Annotated in this window: 13 protein-coding genes; 5 read left to right on the top strand and 8 right to left on the bottom strand. The window is 41.4% G+C overall.

What is annotated here, in order from left to right; translation table 11 throughout:
- Positions 1-198 precede the first annotated feature (198 nt).
- The 4 genes from recG to MTO98_RS05720 form a co-directional block, all read right to left on the bottom strand.
- The gene (gene recG, locus MTO98_RS05735; RefSeq protein ID WP_243485654.1) at positions 199-2298 is read right to left on the bottom strand and encodes an ATP-dependent DNA helicase RecG; all 2100 of its coding nucleotides are present in this window, start codon (positions 2296-2298) and stop codon (positions 199-201) included.
- Positions 2299-2732: 434 nt separating this feature from the next.
- Positions 2733-3110, bottom strand: a complete 378-nt coding sequence (locus MTO98_RS05730; protein WP_243485653.1) for a RidA family protein — start codon at positions 3108-3110, stop codon at positions 2733-2735.
- The gene (locus tag MTO98_RS05725; RefSeq protein ID WP_243485652.1) at positions 3107-3250 is read right to left on the bottom strand and encodes a DUF6728 family protein; all 144 of its coding nucleotides are present in this window, start codon (positions 3248-3250) and stop codon (positions 3107-3109) included. The genes MTO98_RS05730 and MTO98_RS05725 overlap by 4 nt, the downstream gene beginning before the upstream one ends.
- A 136-nt stretch (positions 3251-3386) precedes the next feature.
- A complete protein-coding gene (locus tag MTO98_RS05720) occupies positions 3387-4751 on the bottom strand; it encodes an OmpA family protein (protein WP_243485651.1) in 1365 nt (454 codons plus the stop codon).
- 148 nt (positions 4752-4899) lie between these two features.
- Here MTO98_RS05720 and MTO98_RS05715 point away from each other — a divergent pair, with 148 nt between their 5' ends.
- The gene (locus tag MTO98_RS05715; RefSeq protein WP_243485650.1) at positions 4900-6189 is read left to right on the top strand and encodes an aminopeptidase P N-terminal domain-containing protein; all 1290 of its coding nucleotides are present in this window, start codon (positions 4900-4902) and stop codon (positions 6187-6189) included.
- 70 nt (positions 6190-6259) lie between these two features.
- On the opposite strand, the gene meaB is transcribed toward MTO98_RS05715, so the two are convergent.
- Positions 6260-7144 (bottom strand): methylmalonyl Co-A mutase-associated GTPase MeaB, encoded by an 885-nt coding sequence (gene meaB / locus MTO98_RS05710; RefSeq protein ID WP_243485649.1) that lies wholly within the window; start codon positions 7142-7144, stop codon positions 6260-6262.
- Between the two features lie 316 nt (positions 7145-7460).
- Between meaB and MTO98_RS05705 the strand changes: the two genes are divergently transcribed.
- The 4 genes from MTO98_RS05705 (at position 7461) to MTO98_RS05690 (ending at position 12491) form a co-directional block, all read left to right on the top strand.
- On the top strand, positions 7461-8453 hold the full coding sequence (locus tag MTO98_RS05705) for a glycosyltransferase family 9 protein (protein WP_243485648.1): 993 nt from the start codon (positions 7461-7463) through the stop codon (positions 8451-8453).
- Complete coding sequence (locus tag MTO98_RS05700) at positions 8450-9511, top strand: glycosyltransferase family 1 protein (protein WP_243485647.1); 1062 nt, start codon at positions 8450-8452, stop codon at positions 9509-9511. Before MTO98_RS05705 ends, MTO98_RS05700 begins: the two co-directional genes overlap by 4 nt.
- A gap of 242 nt (positions 9512-9753) precedes the next feature.
- Complete coding sequence (locus MTO98_RS05695; protein WP_243485646.1) at positions 9754-11637, top strand: ABC transporter ATP-binding protein; 1884 nt, start codon at positions 9754-9756, stop codon at positions 11635-11637.
- Between the two features lie 59 nt (positions 11638-11696).
- Positions 11697-12491, top strand: a complete 795-nt coding sequence (locus tag MTO98_RS05690; RefSeq protein WP_243485645.1) for a DUF5672 family protein — start codon at positions 11697-11699, stop codon at positions 12489-12491.
- Here MTO98_RS05690 and MTO98_RS05685 read toward each other — a convergent pair.
- From MTO98_RS05685 to MTO98_RS05675, 3 genes are read right to left on the bottom strand one after another with little or no spacing between them, the layout of a single operon-like run.
- Positions 12488-12853, bottom strand: coding sequence for a CoA-binding protein (locus MTO98_RS05685; protein ID WP_243485644.1), 366 nt, complete (start codon positions 12851-12853; stop codon positions 12488-12490). The two genes, MTO98_RS05690 and MTO98_RS05685, sit on opposite strands and share 4 nt — an antisense overlap.
- Complete coding sequence (locus MTO98_RS05680; protein ID WP_243485643.1) at positions 12846-13331, bottom strand: DinB family protein; 486 nt, start codon at positions 13329-13331, stop codon at positions 12846-12848. Before MTO98_RS05680 ends, MTO98_RS05685 begins: the two co-directional genes overlap by 8 nt.
- The gene (locus MTO98_RS05675) at positions 13328-14878 is read right to left on the bottom strand and encodes an NAD(P)/FAD-dependent oxidoreductase (protein WP_243485642.1); all 1551 of its coding nucleotides are present in this window, start codon (positions 14876-14878) and stop codon (positions 13328-13330) included. Before MTO98_RS05675 ends, MTO98_RS05680 begins: the two co-directional genes overlap by 4 nt.
- Positions 14879-14967: the final 89 nt, after the last annotated feature.

The following is a 14967-nucleotide window of genomic DNA, read 5'->3' as shown; positions in this document are numbered from 1 at the left end:
CCTGAGAGCTTATAATTGAAGAAATTGGCGGTAATTTTGTTCTGAAGACAGTATTTCATAATTGACATATCTAAAAATGTCGTTACGAGTGCAGCGTGACAATCGCACGTTACACAGGACTGATTTGCTTCCGTGCTATTACTTCGTGCCTTACAGTAATTACATGCGGCCCGGGGCTATTCGTTTTATTTAAAGCCGCTACGATATCTTATCCCAACTCAACCCCGCGTTTTTAACTTCAAAGGCGTGGTGCAATACCAGGTTTTCGGGATGGGCCAGTTGGGGGTCTTTTTCAAAAATGGTTTCAACACATTTGCGTACCTTAAAAAGTAACTCCTGATCGGTAGCCAGGTTGGCCAGCTTTAAATCAATTACTCCGCTTTGTTGGGTACCTTCTATATTACCAGGACCACGTAATTGCAAATCGATCTCCGATATTTCAAAACCGTTGTTGGTTTTTACCATGGTATCCAGCCTGATCTTTCCATCGTTGCTCAGCTTATGGCTGCTCATCAAAATACAATAAGATTGCTCGGCCCCGCGCCCTACCCTGCCCCGCAGCTGGTGCAATTGCGACAAGCCGAAACGCTCTGAGTTTTCAATGATCATCACCGAGGCATTGGGCACATTAACCCCTACTTCAATTACGGTAGTGGCCACCATGATCTGTGTTTCATGTTTAATAAAGCGCTGCATTTCAAAATCCTTATCAGCAGGCTTCATTTTGCCGTGCACTATGCTCAGGCGGTAATCTGGTAACGGAAACTCGCGCGACATAGCTTCAATACCATCCTCCAGGTTTTTAAGATCAAGCTTTTCACTTTCCTGTATCAGTGGATACACTACGTAGATCTGTCTGCCAAGCGCTATCTCCTGTTTCATAAAACCGAACATCCTGAGGCGCTGGTTTTCGAAAAAATGAACAGTTTTAATGGGCTTGCGTCCCGCCGGTAACTGATCAATCACCGAAACATCAAGATCACCATATAACGTCATGGCCAGCGTACGCGGGATAGGTGTAGCCGTCATTACCAGGATATGCGGCGGAATAACATTTTTACGCCAAAGCTTCGAGCGCTGCTCAACACCAAAGCGGTGCTGCTCATCAATCACCACGAAACCCAGGTTTTTAAACTGTACTTTATCCTCAATAAGGGCATGCGTACCTACCAGTATCTTCAGATCGCCATCTTCGAGCTTTTGATGCAATACTTTACGATCTTTTTGTTTGGTTGACCCGGTTAATAACGCTACCTCAATAAAATCATCACCCACCAGGCCTTTTATGGTTTGATAATGTTGGGCAGCCAGGATCTCGGTAGGTGCCATGATACAGGTTTGAAAGCCGTTATCAACAGCTATCAGCATGCTCATCAGCGCCACCACGGTTTTACCGCTACCTACATCCCCTTGCAGCAAGCGGTTCATTTGTATCCCCCGCTGGGTATCCAGCCTGATTTCCTTTAATACCCTCTTTTGCGGATCGGTTAAAGTAAAAGGCAGCTTGTTATGATAAAACTCATTAAAATAATGGCCTACCTTATCAAATACATTCCCCTTAAACTTTTGGGTATGCAGCAGCTTGTTTTTAAGTAATTTAAGCTGAAGAAAAAATAGCTCTTCAAACTTCAGGCGAATCAATGCCTCATTAAGCAAAGTGGCGTCTCCCGGGAAATGAATATTGCGGTAAGCATCTGCCCGGTTAAGCAACTTAAACTGATTAATGATATACAAAGGCAGGTTTTCGCGGATATCTTTAGCATGCAGATCAAGCAATATGGCGGTGAGCTTTTGGATACCTTTGGTATCAAGCGAAAATTGCTTAAGCTTTTCTGTAGAATTATAAACCGGCTGTAAGGACAGGTTGCCCTGCTTTTGTGCACCAGGCACATATAATTCCATTTCGGGATGCGCCATTTGCGGCATCATGTTAAAAAAGCCGGGTTTACCGAATAATATATAAACCTTGCCAGGGATAATGGTTTTCTCTATCCAGTTGATTCCCTTAAACCATACCAGCTCAATAATACCGGTATCGTCTTTTGCTTTTACCACCAGGCGGCGGCTTTGCTTTTCGCCAACAACTTCTTTATTTATAATGCGCGCCAGTACCTGTACATAGGGTAGCTCTTCACGTATTTCCCGTACCTTATAAAAGCGGGTGCGGTCGATATACCTGAATGGAAAATGACGCAGCAGATCTTCAAAAGTGTGCAACTCAAGCTCCTTTTTCAAAACCTCGGCCCTCGACTGGCCTACACCTTTTAAATAAACAAGCGGCGTTTGAAAAGGGTTCATTGATTATTGCAGTTTAAATCTCTACCTGCGGCAACTGGGAGAATTATAGTTTATATCGTTTTTTTAAATGGCAATAGTTGTCTGAACCCGAATTTATTGAATCAAGGAATTTATTGAATGCAAAACCAATCTAATAAAGCTTCTAATTCGTTTAAATCCGGTTCAAATTATTCAAAATCCGAAATTGAACATCCAAATTCCAAAATTAAAAATTTGGGCGTTCCTGCGGCCGGGCTATCCACTCATACCCCTGCAGGCCTTAACCGCATAGCCGGTATCCGCTCCTATCCCTACGCAAAGTTATCCGAATCAGAATTTACAGGATTCAAGAATTGATAGAATACTGAAAGACTCCGATAGATGCTCAAATCCCGCAAATCCCTGGTTCAGAAAAAAATCCGAAATCGAACATCCGAATTCCGAAATCAAAAATCTTATTTAACCGCTATAACCGAGATCTCAACGTTTACCCCTTTAGGTAAAGCGGATACCTGAACGGTTTCGCGGGCCGGGAAATCGGCCGTAAAATAGGTGCCGTACACTTCGTTAACCTGCACAAAGTTTTGCAGATCGGTTAAAAAGATGCTGGTTTTTACAATGTTATCAAACCCCAAACCGGCTTCGGTTAAAATGGCTTTAATGTTTTCCATTACCTGTGTAGCCTCAGCTTTGATATCACTGCTGATGAGTTCACCGCTTAACGGGTCGATAGGGATCTGGCCTGACACGAATAAAAATCCACCGGCTAAAGCAGCCTGGCTATATGGCCCTATAGGGGCAGGTGCATTGTTAGTATTGATGATTGCTTTCATTTTTTAAATATAAATACCTGTACCAGTTTCCAGATGATCCCGGCCAGGAACATAATAATAGCCAGCGCATTTATAAAATGCATCACCCGCAAATTAAAATTATCGGGCCTGTTTGGGTCTTTTTTCCTGAAAAAATACATTACACAAATTTACACAAAATTTCCCCGCTGTAAAACCATACCTATATATAAGGTATAACTATCCAATATAAAACCTTATAAAACAAAGAAGGCTCCGGGTTATCCGGAGCCTTCGCAAATAATATTTAATCAGATATTATTTCTTTTTGAATTGAACACGACGGTTAAGTACGCGGCCTTCTTCAGTTGAGTTGTCAGCAATTGGGTTAGTTTCACCGTAACCTTTTACTTTCACTTTCTTAGCATCAACACCAGAGTTAACTAAGTAAGTTTTTACTGAGTTAGCACGGTCTTTAGATAATGATAAGTTGTGAGCAGCAGTACCTTCAGATGAAGCGAAACCGTCAACTTCAACAGCAGAACCAGATGAACGTAAGTCAGCTGAAGTAGCATCTAACACTGGGTAAGATGAAGTACGTAATACTGAGCTATCAAATTCAAACTGGATGTTTGAGTAAGCAGTAGCAACAGGAGTAGCAACAGTATCTTTAGGGAATACGATAACGCAACCAGAACCATCAACTACGCTGCCAGCAGCAGTACCTGGGCATTTGTCAAACTGATCAGCAACACCGTCACCGTCAGAATCTTTTTTCAGGTCGTTAACTGCAGTTTCAACGTTAGCAACACGGCCTTTTAAAGCTTCAACTTCTTGACGTAAAGCTGCATCATACAGTTCGTCATACATCATTGCAACTGGGTTAACCCACTCCAATACTGGTTTTGATTTTGAACCTAAAGTGAAGTCTAAACCAGCGTAAGCGTAAGAATAGTGGTCTTTAGTAGGATAAGCTCTGTTGAAACCATCAAGGTTATCACCATCAACATAGTTTTGAGTGTAACCCAAATCTAAGGCAACAGCGTCGCTTAAACGGAATTTAACACCAGCACCTACAGGTATAACTAACTCTTTTACGTAGTGGCTATCGTCAGAACCTGGGTTTTTGAAGTGATTAGTAACATTACCGGCACCACCGTTACGGGTAACAGTTGGATCATAGATAGCTAAACCACCACCTGCTTTGAAATAGAAGTTAACAGCGTTTTTACGACGGATGAAATCGATAGTTGCAACGTTAACAACTGCGCTTAAGCTTGCTTGCCAAAATTTGGTGTCGTAGCTAACGTAAGTATCGCGGTAAGTACCTGCAGCTGAAACAGGGTTTTCACCTTTGATTTTACCACCGTTCAGGTCTAATTGTAAAGCAAATGAATGTGCTAATTGCTCTTTCAACGAGATACCGTAACCAAGGCTGATTTTTTTGTTTTGGAAATCAGTTGAACCACCGGTTGCTAATGATTGTGAGGTAGCGCCACCATTGATACCGATGCTAAATTTCCTGTACTGGCCTAAACCACCAAATACCTTAGCGGTCGAGGTTTCAGATGACGTTGTAGTTGCCGTTGTTTTGGTTGAATCGGTTTGCGCATTAGCCAAACCAGCAACCATCAAAGAAGCAAATGACAATGCGACTGTTTTCTTTAATGTAGAATAATTCATAGTTTTTAAGATTAAACGATTTTAATTGTGATTTTTTTCAAATTTAGTAATTATGTTTGAATCCATGACCAAACATTGTTCCAAAAATTGTAATAGTTACACAAATAACTAAAAAAAATTGATTTACTAAAATAATCACCCGATAAATATGAAATATTTGCCGATAGAAAATAGCTTATTTACAAATAATAGAAAAAATTTCGTTTCAAGAACAAAACCAAACTCAATCGCTATTTTCCATGCCAATGACGAGTTTCCACGCAGTGGTGATCAGGCATTTATGTTTAAGCAAAATCCAGATTTTTTTTACTTAACAGGCATTGATCAGGAGCAAAGTATCCTGATTTTGTATCCTGATTGTCCTAATAAAGCATACAAAGAAGTACTCTTTTTAAGACAAACCAATGAACATATAGCTATTTGGGAGGGCCACAAATACACCAAAGAGGAAGCCCGCATAGCATCAGGTATCGAAAGCATTTTTTGGCTGAGCGAATATGATACTATACTTCACAGCGTTATTAACTATGCCGAAAATATATATATTAATACCAATGAAAATGACCGCTATGCGCATACCGTCCCCTATCGCGACTATCGCATGTATGAAGCTCTTAAATTAAAGTATCCGCTTCATAATTATACACGCTCGGCACCTATTTTACGCGACCTTCGGGTAGTAAAGTCAGATATTGAAATTGGGTTAACACAAAAGGCCTGCGATATTACCCGCGATGCTTTTGTACGCGTTTTAAAATACACCAAACCGGGTGTAACCGAGTATGAAATTGAAGCCGAGATCATCCATGAATTTATCCGGCAAAGGGCTACAGGACACGCTTATAACCCTATTATAGCTTCAGGTGCCAATGCTATTGTATTACATTATAATGATAACAACCAGATATGTAAAGATGGCGATGTGATACTACTTGATTTTGGTGCCGAATATGGTAACTACAATGCCGATATGACGCGCTCAATACCAGTTAGCGGCCGTTTTACCGCGCGCCAGCGCCAGGTTTATAACGCCGTTTTAAAGGTGATGCGCGAAGCCACAAAACTAATAGTGGCCGGCACCGTTTGGAGTGAATACCAGGATGAGGTAGGCAAGATCATGACAAGTGAACTTATAGGCCTGGGGCTGCTTGACAGGCATGATGTTGAGAAACAAGATAAAAACGTACCCCTTTATAAAAAATACTTTATGCATGGCACCTCGCACCACCTGGGGTTGGATGTTCATGATTATGCAAGCAGGTATAAATCTTTTGAAACAGGGAACATATTAACCTGCGAACCAGGAATTTATATTGCCGAAGAAGGATTGGGTATCCGCCTTGAAAATAATATCCTGATCACCGGCAATGGTAATACCGACTTAATGGGCAACATTCCGGTTGAAGCCGAGCACATTGAAGAAATTATGAACAGTTAATAATTTACATTATATATACATAAACAAATCAGCCGAATTTACATCTTGTTTACATTAAGCTAATCAAATACTATACATAGGTATCCACAAAACTATACAGGTTAAAATTTGAGTCAATTAAAGCTTCAGCTATATCATGCTGAAGCTTTTTTTTATCTATTCCTGACATCATTTTTTGCTGAATAAGTTTGTATACTTTTTCGGTCAGCAATAATTTACGGCGGTTATTTTGCTTCAAATTGGGTTGATTTATAAAAGCAGCTATTTTATCTAACCCTTGATTTTGTGATGCTATGGCTTTAAACACTGGTAATTGTGCGTCCTGGTTTTGTCCAATGATTTTTTTCAGGTTATTGGCAAATACATCAGCTCCCTCCCTATCAGCTTTGTTGATGATAAAGGCATCAGCTATTTCCATCAGGCCCGATTTAATATGCTGAATTTCATCGCCGGCTTCGGGCACCAATACAACCAGAGTAATATCGGCAAGACCTGCAACTTCAATTTCAGACTGGCCGACACCTACTGTTTCAATCAGCACATAATTAAATCCTGAGGCTCTTAGCACATCTGCCATTTCAATAGTTTTTGCCGATAGCCCGCCCAGGGAGCCTCGAGTAGCCAACGACCGGATAAAAACATCGGGATGGTTAAAATGCGACGCCATCCTGATCCTGTCGCCAAGCAGCGAGCCAAAATTAAAGGGTGAAGTTGGGTCGATAGCCAATACGGCTATTTTTTTTTCATCTTTCAAAAGTATATCAATAATGCCGTTTACCAGGGTGCTTTTCCCTGCTCCCGGCGGCCCGGTTATACCAATAACCGGACAGTTATTATCAAACTTCAGACTTTTGAGCAACGCGCCGCTTCCTTTAAGATCATTTTCAACAACAGTTAGCGCGCGCGCTATTACACGAAAATCCAATTGATTATTAGTATTCTGATGCGGCTTCAAAGCAAAATGATAATAAGTTCAAATGTATCTATTATAAACAAACACTTTATCTACAATATTTAAGCTAAACGGGCTTAAATTGATTTGATAAATCGGCCTGATCAGTTTTAAAACTAACGCTTAAGCAAAATATCACAAATTTAGACGACAATACTGATGAAATAAGCAAGCCTTTTAAAACTTCACAAAGTAAAAAGGTGCACATTAACATAACAATGATATAAAATTACATTAACCCTGTAACAGATTTAATCTTATCATTGCAAATTAATGTGTAGCATTTCATTAATCTGCCCGTATTGTAATTTATTAAAACATGGCCGATACCGATCCTATAAAAACAACGCACATCTTAATAAGCAGGGTTGACGCCATTGGCGATGTTGTACTCACATTACCTGTAGCTGCTTACGTTAAGCAACTGTTTCCCGGTGCTAAAGTTTCGTTTTTAGGCCGCACCTATACGCAGCCTGTAATTAACACCATAGCAGCAATAGATGCTTTTATTAATTACGATGAGTTAAAAAAACTCTCCGAACAACATCAGGTTGAATATCTGCAAAAACAAAATATCGATACCATAATACATGTGCTGCCCAATAAACATATCGCTAAAATAGCAAGGCAGGCAGGTATTAAACTCCGGATAGGAACAACCAACAGGGTATTCCATTGGTATACATGCAATAAGCTGGTAAAATTGAGCCGCAAAAAATCAGATCTGCATGAGGCGCAGCTCAACCTTGTTTTGTTGAAACCGTTAGGGCTTGAACAAATACCTTCTCTGCCCGAAATTATATCGCACAATAATTTTCATAATGCTGTTGTGCTTACACCAGCCTTGGATGCTGTACTTGTAAATGATAAATTTAACCTCATCATTCATCCAAAATCGCACGGCAGCGGTATGGAGTGGGGCCTTGATAATTTCGCGGAGCTTGTTCAGATCCTTCCGCCCGATAAATTCAACATCATCATAACCGGATCTGAAAATGAAAAAGCATTGCTTGCAAACTGGATCCCGACGTTACCCTCAACCGTACGCGACATGACAGGGCAAATGTCGTTAGGGCAATTGATAGCTTTTATAAGTAAAGCTGGCGGGCTTATTGCTTCGGGTACTGGCCCGCTGCACATTGCTGCTTTAACCGGGATCAATACCCTTGGATTATTCCCCTCGTTAAGGCCTATACACCCGGGCCGGTGGGCCCCTGTTGGTAAAAGGGCCGGATTTATGGAAAGCGGGACAAGCAATTTAGAAACAATTACGCCGTTTATGGTGGCAGAGAAAATTAAAACATGGATATGAATAAACCTCGTGTATTGGTAACGTTTGATTCGATGCAATATCCCAATACTGGCTTATTTTATTTTGGGAGAAGCCTGGGAAAAGCACTGATAAAAGAAAACGAAAATTTTGATTTGAGTTATTTTTTATATGATGCTACAGCTGATTTTGATAATGATGAAGTGAAGCGACATTATCGTCAAAAATATCATAAGTTTTTTTTCATAAACAAAGACAATATAAAGCTATTCCATTTTACCGATCAATTTTCAAGGCTGAAACCAAAAAAGGTACGCAGTAAGTATAAAAAGATCATGACTATACATGACATTAACCAGATCCATGAAAATATCGGTGAAAAAAAATTAAAACATTACCTGAAAAAACTGGGTGAACGCATTAACAAATGCCATCGTATAGTAACCATATCGAAATTTGCAGCAGATGATGTTGCTACTTATTTTCCCAACGTTATTGATAAATTAACTGTCATTTACAACGGTGCCGACAAACTTGAATTACCTGAAGGACACTTACCGGCATACCAGCCTAAACACAACTTTCTGTTCACCATAGGTATAGTTTCGGCAAAGAAGAACTTCCACGTTTTACCGGCATTACTGGCCAATAACGACTTTGAGCTTATTATAGCCGGGATAAAAACCCCGTATGAAAACGAAGTTATGGCAGAGGCAAAAAAATACGGTGTTGAAAACAGAGTAAAAATAATCGGAACAATATCAGATAATGATAAAGCCTGGTATTATAAAAATTGTGAAGCATTCGTTTTTCCTTCAATAGCCGAAGGCTTTGGCTTGCCGGTGATAGAAGCGATGCACCACGGCAAGCCAGTTTTTGTATCAACTCATACTTCTTTACCCGAAATTGCCGGAGATTGTGCTTATTATTTCCCCAGTTTTGATGGTGAAGAGATGCAAAAAACATTTGATGAAGGCATGCGGCATTTCCGCGAAAACAACCCATCCGAAAAAATAAAGGCCCATGCGCAAAAATTTAACTGGGATGAAACAGCAAAGCAATATTTACGGCTTTATCGCGAAGTACTTGATGAAAAATGACCGCTCACATAATCGATAGCGGTATCAAATTTATCTAATACTTTTCCCATATATAGTTTTCAGCCATGTATGCTTTTCCTTTTACGCTTAATTGAGCGCAATCTTTGATAAAGGCATAACAGTTTTTGAACGGCCCTTTTCTACTACCTTGCAAATCTTGCTAAAACGCCTTGATCGCTTCTATATTTTTGCTCGTTTTAATTACTTAATTACTATTAGCTTTGCACTTTTAAAATTATTTAATGAAGATTTATTTCAGGCTTCTTTCATTTGCACGCCCTATAGGGAAATTCGCATTCCCTTATTTTATATGTACTTTATTTTCAGTAATATTTAATACGCTCAATATAGCGCTGCTCGCACCGTTGCTTACCACAATTTTTGACAAGCACGCCGCAACTGCCATAATTGTTAAACCTAAAAACTGGTGGGATCCTATTAAAGACTTTGAATTTTTTGCACATACGGCCAATCAGTACTATGGCCCGCTTGGTGCTTTAAAGTTTGTTTGTATAGCTATTGTGACGTCAGTACTATTAAGTAATCTATTCAGGTATTTATCTCAGCGAATAATGGAAAACCTGCGTATCTACACGTTACTTAACCTGCGCCGCACCGTATTTAACAATGTGATGAACCTGCATTTGGGTTATTTTAATAACGAGCGCAAGGGCGATATCATGTCAAAAATTTCGGCGGATGTACAGGTGGTGCAATTTTCCGTTACGGGTACGCTACAGGTGGCGTTTAAAGAACCTTTTCAATTGATTGCCTACCTGGTGATGCTGTTTGTAATATCCGTTAAACTAACCTTGTTTTCCATGCTGATAATCCCAGTTTCAGCATTTATTATATCGAGGATAGTGAAACGCCTTAAAGAACAGGCCGCCGAATCACAGCAAACTTACAGTAACATGATCAGCAACCTTGATGAAGCTTTATCGGGCATTAAGATTATCAAGGCATTTAATGCCGTTCCGTTTATAAAAAACCGTTTCGATCACGAAAACAGGGAATATTCAAGAATTACCCGTTCAATGGCCAAGAGGCAGCAAATGGCCTCACCTGTGTCCGAATTTTTAGGTGTATTGATGGTTGCAGGCATCGTGTTATACGGCGGCTCATTAATTATTAGTGGTACCGGCACCTCCTTAACTGCCTCCGATTTTATCGTTTACATCGCGCTATTTTCGCAAGTTATGCGTCCGGCTAAGGCCATATCAGATTCTTTTAGCAACATTCACTCAGGTATAGCGGCGGGCGAACGTGTACTGGCGCTGATAGACGAGAAGCCCCTGATTGTAAATGCTCCCGATGCAACAGAACTTACCGGCTTTGAGGATAAGGTTAAATTTGAAAACGTATCATTTGCCTATACCGTTAAACCTGATGGTAAACAAGCGGCAGATACCGGAAAACCTGAGGTTGAAACTGAAAAATATGTATTAAAAGGCGTTAGCTTCGAAATCCCGAAGGGAAAAACAGTAGCCCTGGTTGGCCCCTCCGGCGGTGGTAAATCAACTTTAATGGATTTGCTGCCAAGGTTTAGCGAGCCTCAATCTGGTACGATCTCCATCGACGGGAAAAACATACAAACCGTTACCATGGAATCATTAAGGGCATTAATGGGCATCGTTAACCAGGAGTCTATTTTGTTTAACGATACTATTTTTAACAACATCGCCTTCGGCAAACCCAATGTAACACAGCAGGAGGTGGAAGCTGCTGCCCGCATAGCCAATGCCCATAATTTTATTATGGAAACAACTAACGCCTACCAAACTAACACGGGAGACCGCGGCACAAAACTATCGGGCGGCCAACGCCAACGCATCTGTATCGCCCGCGCGGTGTTGAACAATCCACCCATTATGTTATTGGATGAGGCAACATCCGCACTGGATACCGAGTCGGAAAAACTTGTGCAGGAAGCTTTGAATAACCTGATGCAGAACCGCACCTCACTTATTATCGCACATCGTTTAAGCACCATACAAAACGCAGATATTATACTTGTTCTTGAAAATGGCTGCATTGTTGAACGGGGATCGCATACCGAGTTACTTCAAAACAATGGTCTTTACAAGAAGCTTATAGATATGCAGGCTTTTAATACCCAGGCGTAAACCTGTAATATAATTTTTCATGGCCGCGTTGGCGACGTTTAAAAACTCAAACATCAGCATTGAAAGCAGCAGTAGTAATCCCTTTTTATAAACCTGTCATAAATAATCTTGAACGGGCAGCTTTTGCACAGGCAACCAAGATTTTATCAGCCCATGATATAATTATTATTAAACCGAATAACCTGGTATTACCTAATGAAGTTAAATCAGATATTAGTGTGATCAATTTTGATAACAGGTATTTTAAAGATATTAGTAGCTATAACGAACTTATGCTCTCGGAGGAATTTTACCGGAGCTTTTTAAGATACGATTTTATATTGATCCACCAACTTGATGCATTTGTATTCAGGGACGAGTTGATGCAATGGTGCTCCGAAGGCTATGATTATATTGGTGCGCCCTGGATACGTGAATATGATTACCCGGATATTGTTAAGGCTGTAAAATCAAAGATTCAGCGCTGGACACATGCTAAATTCGATGTGCAAAAAGATGGCCGTCCATCACCGATGCAATTTGAAAACAAGGTTGGTAACGGCGGCTTCTCCTTACGAAGGGTACAAAAGTTTCACAAACTTTGTATTGACATGCAAAGCGAGGCAAAACGCTATTTAAGCCTTAACCATGATCACTACTTTAATGAAGATGTATTTTGGGGTATTGAAGTTAACCGAAAAAAGAAGGTGCTGAATATTCCGTCGTATAAAAAAGCTCTTCATTTCTCTATCGAACTATTTCCGGAAAGGGCAATGACAATAAACAAAAATAAACTGTCATTTGGATGCCATGCCTGGGATAAACACCTCGACTACTGGCGGCCAATAATTAAAAGTTACGGTTACGATGTCTAATACTCCCCTACCGATAACATCACCAGCGTACAGGCATACTCCGTTTCAATACCTTTTTCATTGGCTTTGCGCCTTAGTTCGGTATTCTCAGTACCAGGATTAAATATAATACGTTTGGGATTTGTATTCAATATGTAATCATACAGCGGCGGTTGGTTTTGCGGACCTACGTACAGTGTAATGGTATCGATATCATGATGAATGGTTTCGGGTTTTTCGATAGGTACACCGGCAACCTCGCCTGTTTTTATCCCAACGTTAACAATGGTGTGCCCGCGTTCAACCAAACGGGTAGCCGCAAAGTTGGCATACCTGCTGGTATCGGGTGTTGCCCCTAATATTAATGTTTTCTTATCAGCCATTGATCATCCTGTTTAGTAAAGCAATTTGGGCCGAATGATAAATATGGTGCTGTATCAAACCGCTCACCTGGTGCTCGTAAGTTTCGCCTGTACCAAGCTCCCTGTCAAGCTTACCGGTAACGGTTTCGCTCCATTTTTCTTCCGGAAAATTCTGGATAAAGCCCGCCAGGTTTACATTCACCAGTTTTAAATCTTCAACAATCCATTTCCACTTTTGTTCGTCGGGCAGGCCTGGTTCGGGCCAGTCACCCCGTACCGGCAATTGGGCGTCCATGCCGTTCATCCTGTCCATTACCTCCTCTGTCCATCCGGTCATATGCAAAATAATAGCAGCAATATTATGCACCGAGCCCACAGGCTTTTCGTAAGCAGCTTCAAAGCTGATACTTTCAACAATGGAATAAACCGATGGGCCATACCATGGTTCACCGGATAAAACACTTTCAAGTTCGTTAGCTAATTTTTGAGATGTGGTCATGATAATATTTTTAAAGCAGCATTTGCACAGTTAATGCCATCAATAGCAGCAGAAATTATACCACCGGCATAGCCAGCCCCTTCTCCGCAGGGAAATAAGCCGGTAACCTGCGGATGCTGTAAGGTTTCCTTATCGCGCGGAATTTTAACCGGCGACGAGGTCCGCGATTCAACACCTACTAAAATGGCTTCGTTAGTATAATACCCTTTCATTTTTTTGCCAAACACAGGCAACGCCTTGCGCAAACGCTCATTGATCCAATTGGGTAAAACCTCTTTCAGCTCAACACTCCTGGTGCCTGGCAGGTATGAGTTAACCGGCAAATCGGTTGATAAACGGTTTTGCACAAAATCAACCATGCGCTGCCCCGGCGCTACCAGGTTACCGCCCCCGGCTGCGAAAGCAGCCCGCTCAACCTGCTTTTGAAAGTTGAGCATCTTAAAAGGGTCGTTATCATTTCCTGCAACGTCTTCCATATTGATCTGTACTACCGTACCTGAATTAGCAAAAGGATTGTTCCGTTTTGAAGGGCTCCATCCGTTCACCACAATTTCACCGGCCTCCGTTGAGCATGGAGCTATAATACCGCCGGGGCACATACAAAAAGAAAACACGCCGCGGTCATCAACCTGCTCAACGAGGCTGTAATATGACGGCGGCAGATCGGGCCCGCGGTATTCGCAATGATATTGGGCGCGGTCAATTATTTCCTGCGGATGTTCTATCCTTACGCCCAAAGCAAAAGGCTTGGCTTCTATCAAAATATTTTGGGCATGCAGCATTTCAAACACATCCCTTGCCGAGTGCCCGGTTGCCAGCATCACAGCATCAGACATTACCTTTTCGCCTGTTGCTATTTTTACACCTTTAATTTTCCCAAACTCAACCAGCAATTGAGTCACTTTAGTATCAAACATGATCTCCCCACCTGCATTCAGTACGGTTTCGCGCATGGCCGTAATAATTTGCGGCAGCTTGTTGGTACCAATGTGTGGTCGCGCATCAATCAGTATATCTTCGGCAGCACCATGGGCTACAAACATTTTTAATACCTGGTTTACATCGCCCCGTTTAGTTGAGCGCGTGTACAGCTTACCATCAGAGTAGGTACCTGCCCCTCCCTCACCAAAACAATAATTTGATTCGGGGTTAACAAGGCCTTGTTTATTAATGTTTGCCAGATCACGGCGACGTTGTTTCACATCCTTTCCCCGTTCAATAACAATTGGTTTTAACCCAAGTTCGATACATTGTAAAGCGGCAAATAACCCCGCAGGGCCTGCACCTACTATAATTACCGGTCGGCCAAATTGTACATTGGGATAATTAACAGTAAAAACTTCGGGCTGATAAGCCTCCTGCATAAAAACCCTCACCTGCATGCGGTACACCACACGGCGGCCACGAGCATCAATAGAGCGTTTTAAAATTTTTAACGCAGTAATGTTTTTCAGTGGAATTTTTAGCGCTGATGCTGCAAGCTGTTTTAAAACCGCCTCATCTTCATGCTGCCCGGGAGGGCAAACTATCTCTGTTTCTTTTGTCATGACTGATGCCGGGTTTTTATCCCGGATGGTGCAAAGTTAAGAAAAAACCGCAGCCCCCCAGCCCCCTAAAGGGGGAGCTCTTGATTAGC

The organism is Mucilaginibacter sp. SMC90 (assembly GCF_022811725.1).
GTDB lineage: Bacteria > Bacteroidota > Bacteroidia > Sphingobacteriales > Sphingobacteriaceae > Mucilaginibacter.
This window is presented reverse-complemented; position numbering and strand designations above follow the sequence as displayed.

What these genes read in the sequence shown, in the direction of transcription:
- recG (WP_243485654.1), bottom strand. Translation starts at nt 2,298, where the DNA reads ATGAACCCTTTTCAAACGCCGCTTGTTTATTTAAAAGGTGTAGGCCAG.
- MTO98_RS05730 (WP_243485653.1), bottom strand. Translation starts at nt 3,110, where the DNA reads ATGAAAGCAATCATCAATACTAACAATGCACCTGCCCCTATAGGGCCA.
- MTO98_RS05725 (WP_243485652.1), bottom strand. Translation starts at nt 3,250, where the DNA reads ATGTATTTTTTCAGGAAAAAAGACCCAAACAGGCCCGATAATTTTAAT.
- MTO98_RS05720 (WP_243485651.1), bottom strand. Translation starts at nt 4,751, where the DNA reads ATGAATTATTCTACATTAAAGAAAACAGTCGCATTGTCATTTGCTTCT.
- MTO98_RS05715 (WP_243485650.1), top strand. Translation starts at nt 4,900, where the DNA reads ATGAAATATTTGCCGATAGAAAATAGCTTATTTACAAATAATAGAAAA.
- MTO98_RS05705 (WP_243485648.1), top strand. Translation starts at nt 7,461, where the DNA reads ATGGCCGATACCGATCCTATAAAAACAACGCACATCTTAATAAGCAGG.
- MTO98_RS05700 (WP_243485647.1), top strand. Translation starts at nt 8,450, where the DNA reads ATGAATAAACCTCGTGTATTGGTAACGTTTGATTCGATGCAATATCCC.
- MTO98_RS05695 (WP_243485646.1), top strand. Translation starts at nt 9,754, where the DNA reads ATGAAGATTTATTTCAGGCTTCTTTCATTTGCACGCCCTATAGGGAAA.
- MTO98_RS05685 (WP_243485644.1), bottom strand. Translation starts at nt 12,853, where the DNA reads ATGGCTGATAAGAAAACATTAATATTAGGGGCAACACCCGATACCAGC.
- MTO98_RS05680 (WP_243485643.1), bottom strand. Translation starts at nt 13,331, where the DNA reads ATGACCACATCTCAAAAATTAGCTAACGAACTTGAAAGTGTTTTATCC.
- MTO98_RS05675 (WP_243485642.1), bottom strand. Translation starts at nt 14,878, where the DNA reads ATGACAAAAGAAACAGAGATAGTTTGCCCTCCCGGGCAGCATGAAGAT.